11 protein-coding genes and 1 pseudogene are annotated in these 16,257 nt (G+C 73.6%); 7 read left to right on the plus strand and 5 right to left on the minus strand.

The window, feature by feature from the left end; translation table 11 throughout:
- Nucleotides 1–129: 129 nt before the first annotated feature.
- Together ACY34I_RS06755 and ACY34I_RS06760 are read left to right on the plus strand one after the other, a co-directional pair.
- Nucleotides 130–600: a hypothetical protein gene (locus ACY34I_RS06755; RefSeq protein WP_462753511.1), complete on the plus strand. Its 471-nt coding sequence runs from the start codon at nt 130–132 to the stop codon at nt 598–600.
- 30 nt (nt 601–630) lie between these two features.
- Nucleotides 631–2,139 carry a serine/threonine-protein kinase gene (locus ACY34I_RS06760; RefSeq protein WP_462753513.1) on the plus strand — a complete coding sequence of 503 codons (1,509 nt, stop codon included), beginning with the start codon at nt 631–633 and terminating at the stop codon, nt 2,137–2,139.
- Here ACY34I_RS06760 and ACY34I_RS06765 read toward each other — a convergent pair.
- Nucleotides 2,126–2,530 carry a hypothetical protein gene (locus tag ACY34I_RS06765; RefSeq protein ID WP_462753515.1) on the minus strand — a complete coding sequence of 135 codons (405 nt, stop codon included), beginning with the start codon at nt 2,528–2,530 and terminating at the stop codon, nt 2,126–2,128. The two genes, ACY34I_RS06760 and ACY34I_RS06765, sit on opposite strands and share 14 nt — an antisense overlap.
- Nucleotides 2,531–2,811: 281 nt before the next feature.
- Here ACY34I_RS06765 and ACY34I_RS06770 point away from each other — a divergent pair.
- Together ACY34I_RS06770 and ACY34I_RS06775 are read left to right on the plus strand one after the other, a co-directional pair.
- Nucleotides 2,812–4,607: pseudogene (locus ACY34I_RS06770) on the plus strand (alpha/beta hydrolase).
- Between the two features lie 86 nt (nt 4,608–4,693).
- Nucleotides 4,694–5,719, plus strand: coding sequence for a tetratricopeptide repeat protein (locus ACY34I_RS06775; protein ID WP_462753517.1), 1,026 nt, complete (start codon nt 4,694–4,696; stop codon nt 5,717–5,719).
- 18 nt (nt 5,720–5,737) lie between these two features.
- On the opposite strand, the gene ACY34I_RS06780 is transcribed toward ACY34I_RS06775, so the two are convergent.
- Nucleotides 5,738–6,673, minus strand: a complete 936-nt coding sequence (locus ACY34I_RS06780) for a hypothetical protein (protein WP_462753519.1) — start codon at nt 6,671–6,673, stop codon at nt 5,738–5,740.
- A complete protein-coding gene (locus ACY34I_RS06785; RefSeq protein ID WP_462753521.1) occupies nt 6,670–7,047 on the minus strand; it encodes a hypothetical protein in 378 nt (125 codons plus the stop codon). Before ACY34I_RS06785 ends, ACY34I_RS06780 begins: the two co-directional genes overlap by 4 nt.
- Before the next feature lie 179 nt (nt 7,048–7,226).
- Between ACY34I_RS06785 and ACY34I_RS06790 the strand changes: the two genes are divergently transcribed.
- From ACY34I_RS06790 to ACY34I_RS06800, 3 genes are all read left to right on the plus strand, one after another.
- On the plus strand, nt 7,227–10,994 hold the full coding sequence (locus ACY34I_RS06790) for a CHAT domain-containing protein (protein WP_462753523.1): 3,768 nt from the start codon (nt 7,227–7,229) through the stop codon (nt 10,992–10,994).
- Nucleotides 10,995–11,061: 67 nt separating this feature from the next.
- On the plus strand, nt 11,062–12,003 hold the full coding sequence (locus ACY34I_RS06795) for a transporter substrate-binding domain-containing protein (protein WP_462753525.1): 942 nt from the start codon (nt 11,062–11,064) through the stop codon (nt 12,001–12,003).
- On the plus strand, nt 12,000–13,052 hold the full coding sequence (locus ACY34I_RS06800; RefSeq protein WP_462753527.1) for a hypothetical protein: 1,053 nt from the start codon (nt 12,000–12,002) through the stop codon (nt 13,050–13,052). The genes ACY34I_RS06795 and ACY34I_RS06800 overlap by 4 nt, the downstream gene beginning before the upstream one ends.
- A 25-nt stretch (nt 13,053–13,077) precedes the next feature.
- Here ACY34I_RS06800 and ACY34I_RS06805 read toward each other — a convergent pair whose 3' ends face one another.
- Both ACY34I_RS06805 and ACY34I_RS06810 read right to left on the minus strand, forming a co-directional pair.
- A complete protein-coding gene (locus ACY34I_RS06805) occupies nt 13,078–14,241 on the minus strand; it encodes an acyl-CoA dehydrogenase family protein (protein ID WP_462753529.1) in 1,164 nt (387 codons plus the stop codon).
- Nucleotides 14,238–16,253 carry an acetyl/propionyl/methylcrotonyl-CoA carboxylase subunit alpha gene (locus ACY34I_RS06810; protein WP_462753531.1) on the minus strand — a complete coding sequence of 672 codons (2,016 nt, stop codon included), beginning with the start codon at nt 16,251–16,253 and terminating at the stop codon, nt 14,238–14,240. Before ACY34I_RS06810 ends, ACY34I_RS06805 begins: the two co-directional genes overlap by 4 nt.
- Nucleotides 16,254–16,257: the final 4 nt, after the last annotated feature.

Raw genomic sequence — 16,257 nt, forward strand, 5'->3', positions numbered from 1 at the left:
ATCTGCGACCGCGAACGTGGGGGAGTGGGCAGGTTTGGCGGTTTCGGGGATGTGTCCGGCGGGGAGTGGCGGCTAGCCTCGATGGCCGAGGAGGCCGTCCAAGTCGGCGGTCGCGGGTGGGGAGGACTCATGGGGCTGCCGCGCTCGGGCGCCGGCTGGACGATCGCGGTCTTCGGCGTGCTGGCGCTGCTCCTCGGCGCGCTCGGGCTGATCTGGCCGGAGGCGCAGCTGCGGATGCTCGGCTTCGAGGTGCCGGCCGAGCGGGCTCCCGGTGACTACACCGGCACGTTCCTCACCGCGTCCTCGATGGCCTCGTTCAACATGGGGGTCTACTACCTGCTCGCCGTCGCCACCGAGTGGCGGCCGTTCTACCGGTTCACCGTCTGGTTCCGGCTGGTCACGTTCACCGTCTTCGCCATCGCCGTGCTCTCGGACGTCGCCCCGGACCGGTTCTTCGGGGTGGCCGCCTGGGAGGGGCTGGGCGCGGTCGCGACCGCGGTCGGCCTCCGGTGGGACGCCCGCCGGGCGGCCGCCGTAAGTGGCCCGGGCGACGACGCCGCCGGCTCCGGCCCCGTGCCGGCGGCCGACGCGGTGCACTGAGCGACCCGACCGGTTGGGTATTTTCGAGCCGTGACCGAGACCCCGCCCGGCGCCCTGCGGCTGCCCATCGTGCCCGGTCTGACCGATCTGGAGGTATTTGCCCGGGGTGGCTACGCCACCGTCTACCGGGCTACCCAGATCTCCGTGGGTCGCGAGGTCGCGGTCAAGGTGGAGAACCGCACGCTGGACAGCGAGCGGGACCAGGCGCGCTTCCTGCGCGAGGCGCGGGCCGCCGGCAAGATGTCGTCCCATCCGCACGTCGTCGACCTCTTCGACGTCGGGGTCACCGTCGACCAGCACCCGTACCTGATCATGGAGCTCTGCGACGGGTCGTACGCGGAGCGGATGCGCACCTCGCCGCTGGGTGCGGTCGAGGCGCGGGACCTGGGCGTCAAGATCGCCGACGCCCTCGCCCACTCGCACGCGGCCGGGGTGCTGCACCGGGACGTCAAGCCGGCCAACATCCTCTATTCGCACTTCAACCCGGCCGTGCTGGCCGACTTCGGGCTGGCGGTGCTGGCCGAGGTCCGGGACGCCTCGGTCACCCTGGAGGTGCTCACCCCGGCGTACGCGCCGCCGGAGATGTTCAACCACAGCCCGCCGACGCCGGCGGTCGACGTGTACGCGCTCTGCGCCACCCTCTACGCGGTGATGCACGGCCGGCCGCCGCGCTGGCTGTCCGAGCGCAACCCGAGCCTGGTCACCGTGCTGGAGATGTTCCACCAGCCGATCCCCGGCCTGCCCGGGATCCCCGACGAGTTGATCGACGTGCTGCGGCTCGGCATGTCCAACGATCCGGGCGAGCGTCCGTCCGCTGTGGAACTGGGCGCGATGCTCGCCGCGCTCCCGCTGGATCCGGGGGCCGCCCCGGTGAGCGGGGCGCCGATCTCCGCGTTCCCGGTCAGCGGTTCCCGCGCCGGTGGGCCGTACCCGGTGGGCCGGGCCGGCGGGCCGAGCCCGCGCCCGCCGGCGGACGACGCCCACCCGACCGTGCCCACGCCCGGCCGGCGGTGGCGGCGCCGCTGGTTCCTCGGCGGGGCGGGGGTCCTCGCGCTCGCCGCCTCGGCCGGCGCGGGGGCGTGGCTGGCCGGCGGTCCGCCCGTCCCGGTGGCGTCGCCCACGCCGGTGGCCAGCGGGATCGCTGTCGGCCAGGTGCGGCCGGGCTGTGCGGCCGAGGGGATACGCCTGCCCTCGGGCGCCCGCTGTGCCGCCGAACTGGAGTGTTTCGGCCCGGTACGGCTGCGCCGCGACCGGGCCGAGGCGGACCGGGTGTCGTGCGACGGTCAGCACACCTGGGAGACGTACGCCGAGGGTGACCTGCCGGCGACCCTGGCCGGGGCGGGCCACGGCGCGGTCGCCGCCGACCCCGCCGTCCGGCAGGTCTGCAACGTCAGCACCTTCCGCCTGGTCAGTGGCCTCAAGCAGGCGGCCGGGTGGAACCTGGAGGTGCTGCCGCCGTCGGACGGCGGCCGCACCTACCGTTGCCTGGCGGGGCAGGGCGTGAACGCGCTCGCCGTGCCGACGCTCACCGGTCGCTGAGCCCGTTCACCGTCCGGTGTTCCCGGACCGCCCGCGGATCGAGCGCCTCCAGCGTGTCCGCGTCCACCGCGTACCCGTCCGCCGTCCGGTGTTCGCGGACGGCTCGGACGGCCCGCGGGTCCAGCGCCTCCAGCGTGTCGGCGTCCACTCCGTACCCGCCGGGCACCGGCCACTCCTCGCTCGGCGTGTCGCCGCGGGGCTGCCGTGGGGCCTGCCGCGCGGCGGTCACCGTCACGCCGGCGACCATCCCGAGCAGGACGCAGACCAGGGCCAGGATCACCGACAGGATGCCCGCGGGGCGCCACACCACCAGCGTCACCAACGCCGCCACCGTCGCCAGCGACGCGACGACGGCCTTCACCCGCGCATCGGGCTTCGGGAACGAACTCACCCGACAAGCATGGCCCAGGCCGGCCACCTGTCAACCGCCGGACCGGGTCGGGCGCGTCGTCGGGGCGTCCGGTGGAGACCACGGTGGACGGATGGTGAGGGGCGAGGAATCCGCGCGCGGCGGGCCCGAAAAAGCGTCGATCAAGAAAATTTCGTTACATCAATCGGCAATTTGTCGGTTTGGCGCGTGTTTGACGGGCGGCCTTCGTTGGCGGTGATCCCTAGAGTGGCGGGGGTCGAGGTCTCCTTGACAGATCCCGTCTCCCACCGGAAGGCAGCCACATGCCACGTGCAATCCGGTCCCTGCTCGCAACCGGGGCCGCCGGCATCGTCCTAGCCGGATCGGCGGTCGCGCCCACTGCGGCCGCCACGCCGCAGCCCCCCGCGTCCGATCGGACCAGCGCCGTCGAGGCCCGCCGGGTCGACCGCGTGCCGACGCCGAAGCTCGGCTGGTACGCCTGCTACGGCTACGCCGAGTGCGCCACCGTCCGCCTGCCGCTGGACTACGACAACCCGAAGGGTGCCACCACCGAGATCGCGGTGCTGCGGGTCAAGGCCCGCGACCAGAAGCACAAGATCGGCAGCCTCTTCCTCAACCCGGGTGGCCCGGGCGGCTCCGGCACCAGCATCGCGCTCGCCGCGCCGTACTTCCTCGGCGACGACCTGCTCGACCGCTTCGACGTCGTCGGCGTCGATCCGCGCGGCGTCGCCAACAGCGACAACGTCAGGTGCTTCCGCTCGGTCAAGGACCAGATGAAGGCGGGCGCCGGGTTGAACGTCGCCTTCCCGTGGACGAAGGCCGAGGAGAAGGCCTACATCGCCTCGTCCAAGGCGGTCGGCACGGCCTGCTCGACCACCGGCAAGCCGCTGACCGGCGCGGCCTCCACCGCCGAGGTGGCCCGCGACATGGACGTGCTGCGCCGCGCGGTCGGCGACAAGAAGCTCACCTACCTGGGCTTCAGCTACGGCACGGCGTTGGGCCAGTACTACGCCAACATGTTCCCGGACCGGGTCCGCGCCCTCGTCGTCGACGGGGTGCTCAACCCGAACGCCTGGGTCGGCCAGGGCAAGGCGCGCGACCAGCTCCAGGAGACCCGGCTGCGCAGCGCCGACGGCGCGTACCACGCGCTGCACGAGATCCTGGTCCGCTGCGCGAAGGCCGGCGCCGAGAAGTGCGAGCTGGCCGCCGCCGGCGACCCGGTCGCCGCGTACGAGACGGTGGCGCAGCGGCTGCGCAAGAAGCCGCTGGTGATCGACGACCCGGACGGCGGCCCGTTCACCATCGGCTACGCCGACTTCGTCGGTGCCAGCCTCAGCGCGCTCTACAGCCCGTACGGCTGGCAGGACATCGTCGGCCTCACCAGCGAGCCAGCGAGCTGCTGGTGCTGACCGACCCGGCGTCGGCGTCGGCGGCCCGCCGGTCGCAGGCGCAGACCGCGGTGGTCGAGCGCGCCGCGCAGGCCCGGAAGCAGCGCGGGTACGACTTCCCGTACGACAACGGGCTGGAGACGTTCCTGACGGTCGACTGCACCGACGCGTACCACCCGAAGAGCGCCGACGCCTGGCCGGCGCTGGCCGCCAAGGAGGACAAGCGGGCCCCGTACTTCGGCCGGGCCTGGGCCTGGGCCACCTCGCCCTGCGCCCGCAACACCTGGACGGTGCGGGACGAGGACGCCTACACCGGCCCGTTCAACCGGCGCACCAGCGCCCCGGTGCTGGTGGTTGGCAACTACTGGGACCCGGCGACCAACTACCAGGGTGCGGTCAGCTCGGCGGCGCTGCTGCCGAACAGCCGCCTGCTCAGCAGCGACAGCTGGGGCCACACCGCGTACGGCACCTCGGCCTGTGTGACGGGGGCCGTCGACGCGTACCTGCTGAAGGGGACGCTGCCGGCGAAGGGCAAGGTCTGCACCGGTGACGACCAGCCGTTCGTGGACGCTCCGGAGGCGCCGGACGCGCGGGCGACCGCGGCGAAGAGCGACCTCGCCCGGGCGGGTGCGCCGGGTAGGGGTGAGCCGAAGCGGCTCCCGCCGGTGGTCGCGCCGCTGCCGGTGGTCGGCACGCTGACCGTCCGCTGACGGACCCCCGGAGTACGGCGGGCGATCGGGCGCCCGCCGTACTCCGGGCCGTGGGCATTTGCGCGTCCGGCTGAAAGGATGACGCGATGTCGTCGCTCGCGATACCCCAGGTGACCTGTCTCAGTGGGCATCCGCGCGGGACGGGCGAGACATCAGGGCTCACCGCGGTCGTCGACCGCTCCGGCATCCGGCTGCGCCAACGGATCCGTCGGTTCCTGGCCGTCGCCTGGCCCGCATTGCGCGGGCTGGACGTCCGGACCCCCGGCCACTTCACGGCGTTGACTCACCTCCGCCTGGTGGCCGGCGCTGGTTCGCTCCTGGACCTGCACCTCGACCACGGGGTGTGCCGGTTGTACGTCGACGGCGTCCCGGCCGGGGAACTGCGGGCGCGGCTCGCGTCGTGGGTGGCGGACGAGGCAGAGCCGCCCGAGCCCCTACCCGCCAGGCCACCGCCGCCCCCGCGCGCGGCGGACGGTCCGCTCGACGTGGTCCGGGCGTCCCTCGACCTCTGGCGTGCGGCCGGACTGGGCCGGGAGGCGGTCCGCGACCGCGGCACGCTGGCATACCGGCTGAGCCTCGCCGAGGACCATCGCCGATGTGGACGGTTCAGCGAGGCCATCGCCCTGCTCGAACCCCTCGCCGCCGGGGCGGCGCAGGCGTTCGGCGCGGTCGACGCGGACACGCTGAAGGTCCGCAACGCGCTCGGTCAGGCCTACTTCGAAGCCGGGCTTGTTGACGACGGGCTGGACGTGCTGCGGGAGGTCGTGCCCGCAGCCGAGCAGCTGCACGGCAGCGACAGCGAACTGACCCTCGTCGTCCGGAACAACCTGGCGGTGGGTTACCAGCACGCCGGCCAGTACGCGCAGGCCATCGAGCTGCACACAGAGAACATCCGGCACAGCGAGCGGAGCCTCGGGCGGGACAGCCTCGGCACCATTGGCCGGCGCAACAATCTGGCCGCCACCCTCGCACTGGCCGGCTACCGGAAACGGGCGATCGACCTGTACTGGACGGTGCTCGACTCGGTGCAGGAGATCGCCGGCGACCACACCCTGGCGGTCAACGCGCGGCAGAACCTGGCCATCCTGCACAACCCGTCCTGGAAGCCGTGACGGCCCGAGGGCCGCAGGTCAGGGGCGGGGCGGCGACGGCTCGGCGGATCTGGCCCGGCGGGCGTGGGGAACGATGCCGTCCTTGCGGACGATCGCGGTGAGCTGTTCGCCGACTTTCCGGGTGAGGCGGTCCGGACACGACAGTCCGAGCTGGATCGCCAGCTCCCGGCCGTGCAGGTCCACGGCGGCTTCGACCAGGTCGGCGTACACGCTCACGGCGAGGCGGGCGTGGTATCGGGCGGTGAGCAGGGTCACCAGGCCGATGACCAGGGCCGGCCACCAGAACGCCCCGAGGGCGGCGTACAGGAGGCCCCAGCCGGCCAGCCGGGCCGCCGACGCGCACCGGTCCTGCACCGCGGTCAGTTCGCCGCGCACCTCGGCCGGGAGGAGCAGCCACAGTCGCGGCCACCCGGCCGCGAGGTCGATCCCGTAGCTTCGGTGCACCCGCACGTCGGCCGCGTGCAGCCGGTCCCCGACCCAGGTGGGTCGCGCCGGCTCCACGAGGCAGACCGCCGTGCGGCGGGCGATGGCCCGGCGGGCCCGATCGCGCAGCGTGGGGTCGGCGGTGTCCGCGAGGAGCGCCCGCTCGGCCGTAACCACCTCGGCGTCCGCCCGCTCCCACCGGCGGCGGCGCCGGTCAGCGAGCCGGCGCAGCACCGGCATGGATCCGGTCAGGCTCCACGTCCACGAGACGAAGACGCCCACCGACTGCGCGGTGAGCCCGGCCGCCGCCGCACCGAGCAGGAACGCGGCCGTGGTGATCAGCAGGGGCACGCCGCGCCCATCGGACAGCCCGGCCAACCGGACCGTCAGGACCCGGAGATCCACGGCGTGCCGGTGGCCGAGGGCGTGGGCCAGGACCACCGCGGCGGCGAACAGCGCCCCCGGCAGCAACAGCGCCACAGTCCACCGGGTCACCAGCTGCTTGCCCAGCTCGGCCAGGAACGCGTTCACAAGGTGGTCCGGCTCTCCACGAACGGCGTGCCGGTCAGCTCGCACACCGGCCGGTCGCCGTCGCCGACCGGGACCTTCCGAGGGCACGGCCCCGGACTCGGGCAGCCCCAGGCGAGGACCGCCGGGTGGCCGCCTCCGCCGAGCCACGGCTCGAACCCGCGTACGCCGGTGGTGAGCCCGTCGATGCCGTTACGCGCGAACGCCCCGTCGAGCCGGTCGAGGTCCTCCTCCAGTTGCCGGTCCAGGCGGCCCTGGCCGACCGCGTCGACGATCCGGTCGAGCACCTCGGCCACGCCGTACCGCCCGGCATGCTCGCGCAACTGCCCGCCGGCCTGTCGGCACAGCCGACCGATGCGCTCCGCAACGAGTTCCAAGGCCGCTCCCCGTACCCCGGTTGGGTGCTTCCGCTGCCACAGTAACGATCGCGGGGCGTCAGCACACCATTCCCGGACGGGAGCGTGTTGCCGCTTCCATCGAGCGGTCCGCAGCGGGCAGGATCGTTGCGGGACAAGGAGATCGCCGGCCGACACCAGCGACGGGGAATCGAGCAGCGATGTCGAGACGGACCACCGACAGTGCCGCGCAGCGGGTCACGGCGGTCACCGCCGAGTACGAACGCACGGGCGATCCGGATGTCCTGTTCGGAGCGGATCTCTTCCACGAGCAGGAGGCCCTTGCTGCCGCAGCCGGTGACCGCGGAGCCGGACGCCAGGCGGCGCGGGCACTGGCCCAGCTCCACTGGTACCGCTACCTCAACCTGCCCGGCCTGGACGGTCTGCGGGAGCGCCGGGCGGCGGTCGAGCAGTTCCGGCGCGGGTGCCGCCGGGACCCGGACCTGGTGCCCGAGCTGATCCGGGACGAATACCGGGATGCCGACCGACCGAGTGCGCCGCGACTGTCCGATGTCCTGCTCAGCCAGCAGCAGGCCGACCGGATCGCGGGGCTCCGGCAGCGGTACCGGGCCGGTTCGGCGAAGGCCCTCCCGATGCTCGTCACGCTGTACCGGGAATGGCTTCGGCCGCTGGCGCGGGAGCGCGACGCGTCGGCCGTCCTGCTCCGTGCCGCGCTGCTGACCGATCTCGCCGAAGCGTTGGTCACGCTGGCCGAGGAGACCGGGGACGGGTCGACGTACGACGAGGCGCTGGATGTTGCCTCGGAGGCATTGGCAGCCACCTCCGCGCAGGACCCGCACCGGATGCACCGGCTCGCCCGCCGTGGCCGCCTGTTCGAGCGCTACTTCGACCGGGGCGCCGGCCCCAAGGCGCTGGAGCTGGCCGTCGGGGAATACCGCCGGGCGGCGCAGCTCAGTTGGCAGCGGCATCCCACCGATCCGCGGGCGGTGGCACAGCTCGGCGCGGCGTTGTGCCGGCTGCACGAGGTTCCGGAGAAGGCATCGGTCCTGCTCCTGCTGGAGGCGACCGCCGCCTGGCGGGACGCGGTCCACGCCGCCGCGCCGGACCGGCCCGAGGCGGCCTCAGCTCTTGAGCGGCTCAACACGGTCGTCAATCTGCTGGCCCGGGAGATCGGCCCCGAACCGGCCAGCACGGTCGCCACCGCAGCCAACCAACCCGAGGTGATCGACCGGCTCCTGCAGCGGGCCGAGGAGACGGGCGCCCGGATCGCGGTGGACGCCTCACCACCGGCACTGGCCGAGTGGCACGAGGCGGCCGCCCTGCTGGCCGCCGCGGTGCCCGGCTTCCATCCGGCCCGGCCGCAGGCCCTGCTGTCGCTCGCCCGGGCCGAGCTCGATCGCTGGGAACACGGCGGTGAGCTGGGCGGCGCCGCGTGGGCGGCAACCTGGGCGCAGGTGGCCCTGGACGCTACCGGGCCGTCGCATCCGCTGCGGCGGGACGCGCTGAACCTGCTGGCGGGCGCCGCCGGCCACGCCGGAGTGCAGGGGCGGGACGAGAAACTGGTCGCGGCCGCCGTGTCGGCCGCCCGCGCGGCGCTGGAACTGACCGATGCGCAGCCGGACCTGCGCCCGTTCCAGCTCGTGGTCCTCGCCGACACGCTGGCCGACGCCGGCTGGCTGGCCGGCGATCCGGACCTCCTCGACGAGGCGCTGGGGTACCAGCGCGAGGCGCTCAGCGAAACGTCCACCCGGCACGAGTTGTACCCGCTGAGGCTCCTGAAGCTTGCCAACCTGTTGTCCCACCGGGAGGTGCTGGCACCCGACGACACGCTCCTCGCCGAAGCCGTGGAGACCAACCGGCGCGCCATCGAGGCCCTGCCGGATGACGATTCCCGCCGGATCGGTTTCCTGTTCAACCACGCGAGCAGCCTGGCGCGGCAGGCCTTCCGCCGGAACGACGAGGCCGGCCTCGCGATGGCCGAGCGGACCTACCGCGAGGCGCTCGCCCTGCTCCCGCCGGACCATCCCGACCAGCCCCGGATCCTCAGCTCGGTCGCCGACACGCGGTATCAGCGGTACCTGGTCGGCGGCGACCTCATGGTCCTGGCCGACGCCGTGGAGCTGGCCAGGCAGGCGGTCAAGGAGACCCCGACCGAGCACCACTGGTGGTCGTTGCGGGCCGGGCTGCTGGCTCGGGCGGCCGCCGAGCTGTCGAGATCGAAAGAGCCGGACGCCAACTGGGCGAGGGCCGAGGCCATCGCCACGTACGCGGCGATCGCCGCGTCGCCCAGGGCGGACGCGCAGACCCGGATCAACGCCGAACGCCAGCAGGCCGCGCTGGCCCGCGAGGCCGGCGACCCGGCCGCCCGACTGGCCGCCCTGGAGCGGGCGGTGCGCCGCATGCCGACCTCGGTCAGCCGGTCGTCAAGCGCCCGCCGCCGGCTCGGCGCCGTCGCCGCACTGGGCGGGCTGGCGGCCGAGGCTGCCGCGGTCGCGATCGCGGCTGGGGACGCCGACCGAGCCGTCGAGCTGTTGGAACGCGGCCGTGGCCTGCTGTTCCACGAGGCCCTGGGCATCCGCAGCGGACGGGCGGCGCTGCGCACCGTCAGCCCCCAACTCGCCACGGAACTCGACCGGGTCGACCGGGAACTGGCGGAGGCGGACGCCTACACGCACGTCCGGAAGTTCACCATCGCGGTGGAGCGCCGGTCGGCGGACGGCGATCTGCTGGACAGCGCGACGACGGAATGGGACCCCCGAGAGGCCTGGGCGGCCCGTACCCGGCAGCTCGCCGTCGAACGGGACCGGCTGATCGAGCGGATCCGCGGGCTCCCCGGATTCGCCGACTTCCTGCGTCCACCGTCGGTGCCGCTGCTCCGCCAGCGGCTCGCGGGAATGCCGGTCGTCGTGGTCGACACGCACGGCGACCGGGGCGACGCGCTGGTCGTGCCGGCGGACCCGGAGCGGCCCGTCCAGGTGGTCCGCCTGCCCGAGCTGTCGGGGACCGCCGTCCAGCGGCACGCCGTCCGTTGGTACGCGGCGCTGTCCGAGGCGACCGACCCGGCGGTGCCGTTCGACCGGCGCGCCGCCGCACAGGAGCAACTGCACGGCATCCTGGCCTGGCTCTGGGACGCCGTCACCGGGCCGGTGCTCGACCGGGTCGCTCCCGTGGACGATCCGGCGCCCCGGATCTGGTGGTCCCCGGTCGGCGCGCTGGCCCGCCTCCCGCTCCACGCCGCCGGTCACCATCGCGACCCGGACCGCAGGCGTACGGTCCTCGACCGCACCGTGTCGTCCTACACGCCGACCCTCACCGCCCTGGCGCACGTCGCCGCGAACCGCCCGCGGCCACCGGCGACCGCCACGGCCGCCGTCGTCGGCGTACCGACCGCGCGGGACCTGCCGGCGCTATCCCAGGTACGCGGCGAGGTCGAGCACGTCGCCCGCCTGCTCCCCGGCTCGACCGTGCTCACCGGGACCGAGGTGGCGGCGCGCGCGGTCGAAGAGGCGCTGCGGGCACACCCGATTGCGCACTTCGCCTGCCACGGCGAGGCGGACGCCGGCCTGAGCGCGATGCTGACCGGCGGCCTGCGCCTCGGCGGAGGTGGAAGGCTCAGCCCGCACACGGTCAGCTCGTATCACCTCGAGCGGGCCGAGCTGGCCTTTCTCTCCGCGTGCAGCACCGCCGAGACGCACCCGACGTTCACCGACGAACCGCTGCACCTGGCCGCGGCGTTCCAGCTCGCGGGCTTCCCCGGCGTGATCGGCACGACCTGGCGTACCACGGACAGCGCCCGGATCGCCGAGGCCTTCTACGCCGGTCTGACGAACGGCGGCACCCGGCGTCCGGACACGGCCGCAGCGGCCCGGGTGCTCACCGACACGGTTCGGGCCGTTCGCGACGAATTCCCGGCAACGCCGACCCGCTGGGCCGGCCACCTCCATGTCGGACTGAACCGACCACTGTGAACCACTACGCAACCCGCCGGTGCCGCTACCCTGGGTACCCCCGCCGTGTCCGTGATCGAGGTCGCCCATGAACGAGGTTCCTCCCCGTCACCGGCTCCGGTCCGTCGCCACCACCCTCGCCGTGGCGCTGACCCTGACCCTGGCCGCCGCGGCCGGGTGCGACAACCGCCGGGAACCGTCCCTGCCGTCGGTCCTCGACAAGCTCCGCGAGTCGCACGTCGACGGCCAACCCCGGATCAAAATCGGGGTGGCCGCCACCGAACCGTTGATGGGCGAGCTGCGCAACGGCGCGCACACCGGCTTCGACGTCGAGATCGCCCGCTACATCGCCTCGTCCCTCGGCTTCGAGGGCGACCAGCGGATCGAGTGGGTGACACTGTCCACAGAGGACCGGATCCCGGCCCTGCAGGCCGGCACGGTGGACCTGGTGGTGTCCAGCTTCTCCATCACGGAGGAGCGCAAGAAGTTGGTCAGCTTTGCCGGGCCGTACTTCGTCACCACTCAGGAGGTGATGGTGCCGAGGCGGCTCAAGGACCGCATCCGCACCATCGAGGACCTTCGCGAGCCGGGCTACCGGGTCTGCACCAGCGGCGGCTCCACCACCGAGGCCGAGCTGGAGAAGCACCAGGTCAAGGCGTACGTGGTGAAGGACGTCGGCGACTGTGTCGAGGGTATCCGGAAGGGACGCTTCGACGCGGTCAGCTCCGACGAGACCATCCTCGCCGGCTTCCTCTCCCGGTATCCCACCGAGTTCGAGATCGTCGACATGCCCTTCGGCACCAGCGAACAGCTCGGCATCGGGGTGCCGATCGGTGACCCTGCGCTGCGTGACCTGGTCGCGTTCTTCCTGCACAAGAGCTACCTGGAGGGGCGGAACGGGATCAGCAGCCCGTGGCTCAGCGCGTACAACCGGACGCTGGGGCCGTGGCTGAAGGGCGGCCGGTCGCAGCCGCAGCCGCTGGACGTGCCCAAGCTCGTCGACTTCGACGACAAGGCACCCCGGCGATGAGCGCACCGGCGGCGACCGTCCCGGACCCGGCGGGCCCGGTTCCGCCCCTCCCGCCCGGTGCGGACAAGGCCGAACGCCGGGCCCGGGCCAGCCAGTCCTTCTGGACGGCCGTGGTCGGTGTCCCGGCGGTCTTCTCCGTGCTCCGGCTCGGTGTCGAGGCCGGCGGGGAACTGCAGACCACCCTGCTGCTCGTCGCCAACGTCGGCACGGTCAACCTGCTCGCCGGGTTCCTCACCACGGCCGCGCAACTGCTCTCCGCCGGGCTGGTCGCGGTCTTCGCGCTCGGCGCGGTGCTCCGGGTCAGCGTGGACCGGATGCCGCCCGGCGTCCGCCGCCCGCTCTTCGTCCGCTGGGTGGATACCACCCCGGCCTGGTTCGCGGTGGCCAGCTTCCTGCTGGCCCTGGTCACCTGGCCGCTGCTCTACCTGCCGCTGCTCGTCCCGGCGTTCGTGGCGGCGTTCCAGCTCAGCCCGGAGCGGGTGCACGAGCAGGTGGTGCCCCGCGTGCTGCTGCTCGGTGCCGGTTTCACCGGCTATCTGTGGCTGCTCGCGTCGACCCTGCTCGACGCCTGGCAGCAGCGGGAACTGCTTGCCATGGTGCTGCTCGTCGTACCGCCGGTGCTGGCCCTCTTCGTCACCGGGCCGCTGCCGGCGGCGGTGATCCGGCCGCTCGCCTCGGTGACCGAGGCCGCAGTGCTGGCCACGCTGGTCTGGGCCGCGCTCCCGGTGATCAGCACCCCGGTGCTGCCGCTCACCGTCACCACGATCGAGTCGGCCCCGGGCGTGAGGGAGGACATCCGCGGCCACGTGGTGACGGTGGACGACGTCAACGTCGTGCTGCTCCAGGAGCGCGGCGGCGTCCGCTACCTGCCGGTCGACCAGGTACGGGCCCAGGTGCTCTGCCCGAGCGAGGATGAGCTGCCCCGCCGTCAGTTGCGTATTCGCGACTTCCACGTCGAGGACTCGCTGCTGGAGGGCCTGGGCCGGCGGGTCCGCCCGGTACACCGGATCGACGCCGCCTGCCGGACGGTGGACCGAGGGCCGGTGTGACCTCGCCGGCCCTCAGTCTTCCGGGTCAGTAGGACTTCTCCTGGCCGAGGACGTGCTGGGCGACGAAGTTGAGGATCATCTCCCGGCTGACCGGGGCGATCCGGCCGGCGCGGACCGCGCCGAGCAGGGTGGCCACCCCGTACTCGGTGGTCATGCCGGCCCCGCCGAGCGCCTGGACGGCGGTGTCCACGGCGAGCGCGGCGGCCTCGCCGGCCGCGTACTTGGCCATGTTGCCGGAGACGCCCGCCTCCAGGTCGCGGCCGGCGTCGTACAGGGTGGCCGCCTTGTAGATCATCAGGCGGGCCAGTTCCACCTGCACCGCGGCGTGCGCGAGCGGGTGCGCGACGCCCTGGTGGGCGCCGATGCTCCGGCCGCCCCACACCTTCCGGGCGGTGGTGTACGCGCTGGCCCGCTCGATCGCGTACCGGCCGGTGCCGGCGCCCATCGCGGCGACCGTGATCCGCTCCGGGTTGAGCCCGGAGAAGAGCGCCGGCAGCCCGGCATCCAGGGACTCGCCGACCAGCGCGTCGCCGGGAAGCCGGACGTCGTCCAGGTAGAGCAGGAACTGGTTCTCCGGCGAGACGATCTCCATGTCCAGCTTGGAGCGGGTCAGCCCCGGCGCGTCGGTGGGCACGATGAAGAGGGCGGGCCGCAGCTTGCCGGTCGTGGCGTCCTCGGTCCGAGCCACGACGAGCACGTGCCCCGCCTCATCGACGCCGGAGATGTAGCACTTGCGGCCGGAGAGCAACCAGCCGTCGCCGTCTCGGCGGGCCACCGTGCCGAGCCGATGGAAGTTCGAGCCGGCCTCCGGCTCGGTGATCGCGAAGACGATCTTCTGGGAGCCGTCGGCGAGGCCGGGCAGGTGCCGCTTGCGCTGCGCCTCGGTGCCGTGCCTGGCGATCACGGTGGCGGCGATGGCGGGGGAGACCACGAGCAGCAGCAGCGGACAGCCGGCCGCGGCCAGCTCCTCGCAGACGATGGCCAGCTCGGTGATGCCGCCGCCCCCGCCGCCGTACTCCGTGGGGATGTTGACGCCGAGGTAGCCGAGCCGGCCGGCCTCGTGCCACAGCTCCGTGGTGTGCGCGCCGGCCTTGGCCTTCTCCACGAAGTAGGCGTGGCCGTAGCGGCGGCCCAGCGCCCGGACCGCGTCGCGGAGCTGCTCCTGCTCGGGCGTGAGGTCGAAGTTCATCGCGGGTCCTCCTCGGGGTCGGGCGGCTCCAGGTCCCGGCGCACCGAGCCGGAGCTGTCCACGACGGCCAGCACGGCCCCCGTGTCGACCTGGCCGCCGGGTGGCACCGGCAGCTCGGCGACCACGCCATCGGTCGGGGCGAGCACGGGGTGTTCGAGCTTCATCGCCTCCAGGGTCAGCAGCAGGTCACCGGCGGCGACCCGCTGGCCGACCTCGACGTGCACCCGGACCACCGCGCCGGGCACCGGCGCGAGCAGCGACCCGGCCGCCAGCTCCGCGGTGGGCAGCGGGAAACGCGGCAGCTCGGTGAGGCTCGCCGCCCCGTCCGGGCCGTCCACGAAGACCGCCGACCCCACCCGGTGTACGCGGAACGGCCACTCCATCTCGAGCACGGTGAGCACGACCCGGTCGGGGGCGGCCGATACGAGGCGACAGGAGAAGTCGCTGGCCGGATCGGTCGACCACTCGACGAGCTCGCCGTCGCGGCCCAGCCGGTAGCGAACCTCGACCTCCCGCCCGTCCCCGGTGGCGTATCGGGCGACCTGCGGGAACGCGGGTACGTTCCGCCACCCGGAGGGGAGTTCGCCGAGCACCGGGGCGGCCGCCCGCCGGGCCGCGGCCGAGGCCAGCGCGGCGGCGAGCGCGGTCACCGGCAGTTGGTCGGGCGGCAGCAGCGGGGTGAAGACCTCCGGGTGCCGGTCGAGGAAACTGGTGTCGATCTCGATCGCGCCGAACTCCCGGCTGCGCAGCACCCGGACCAGCAGGTCGCGGTTGGTGGCCACCCCGTGCAACTCGGCCCGGGCCAGCGCGCCAGCCAGGGCCCGGGCCGCCTCCGCACGGGTGGGCGCCCAGGCGACCAGCTTGGCCAGCATCGAGTCGTAGTGCACGCTCACCGTCGAGCCGTCCGTCACGCCGGAGTCCAGCCGCAGCCCCTTCGTCGGGGTGAACTCGCCGGCCACCCCGGGGATCGCGAACCGGTGCAGGGTGCCGGTGGCCGGACGGAAGCCCTGGCCCGGTTCCTCGGCGCAGAGGCGTACCTCGATCGCGTGGCCGTCGGCCGGCGGGGTCGCCGCCAGCGGCAGCGGCTCGCCCTCGGCGACGAGCAGTTGCAGCCGGACCAGGTCCAACCCGGTGACCGCCTCGGTGACCGGGTGCTCGACCTGGAGCCGGGTGTTCATCTCCAGGAAGTGGAACGCCCCGTCGGGCGCGAGCAGGAACTCGACCGTCCCGGCGCCGACGTAGTCGACGGCCCGGCCGGCGTCCACCGCCGCCGCGTGCAGCCGTTCCCGCAGCCCCCGGTTGAGGACCGCGGGTGCCTCCTCGACGATCTTCTGGTGGCGGCGCTGGATCGAGCAGTCCCGCTCGCCGAGGGCCAGCACCGTCCCGTGGGTGTCGCCGAAGATCTGCACCTCGACGTGCCGGCCGCGCTCGACGTACCGCTCGATGAAGACCGTCCCGTCGCCGAACGCCGCGGCCGCCTCGCGGCGCGCCGAGGCGACGGCCTCGGCCAGCCCGGACGCGTCGCGGACCACCCGCATGCCCCGTCCGCCGCCGCCCGCGGCGGCCTTGACCAGCACCGGGAAGTCGGTGACCTGGTCGGCCTCGGTCCAGGTGGGCAGCATCGGCACGCCCGCGTCGGCCAGCAGCGCCTTCGCCGCCAGCTTGTCGCCCATCGCGGCGATCGCCTTGGCCGATGGGCCGACCCAGGTCAACCCGGCGTGTTCGGTCACCCGCATGGCGAACTCGGCATTCTCGGCGAGGAAGCCGTAGCCGGGATGCAGGGCGTCCGCGCCGGACCGGCGAGCCGCGCGCAGGAGCTGCACCATGTCCAGGTACGTCTCGGCTGGCGTGTGCCCGGGCAGGCGTACCGCCAGGTCGGCCTCGGCGACGAAGGGCGCGTCCGCATCCGCGTCGGAGTGCACGGCGATCGTGGTGATCCCGAGCGTGCGGCAGGTGGCGAAGATCCGGCGGGCGATCTCGCCCCGGTTGGCCACGAGCAGCCGGTTGATCATCAGT

Source organism: Micromonospora sp. RTBAU3-60 (assembly GCF_054963695.1).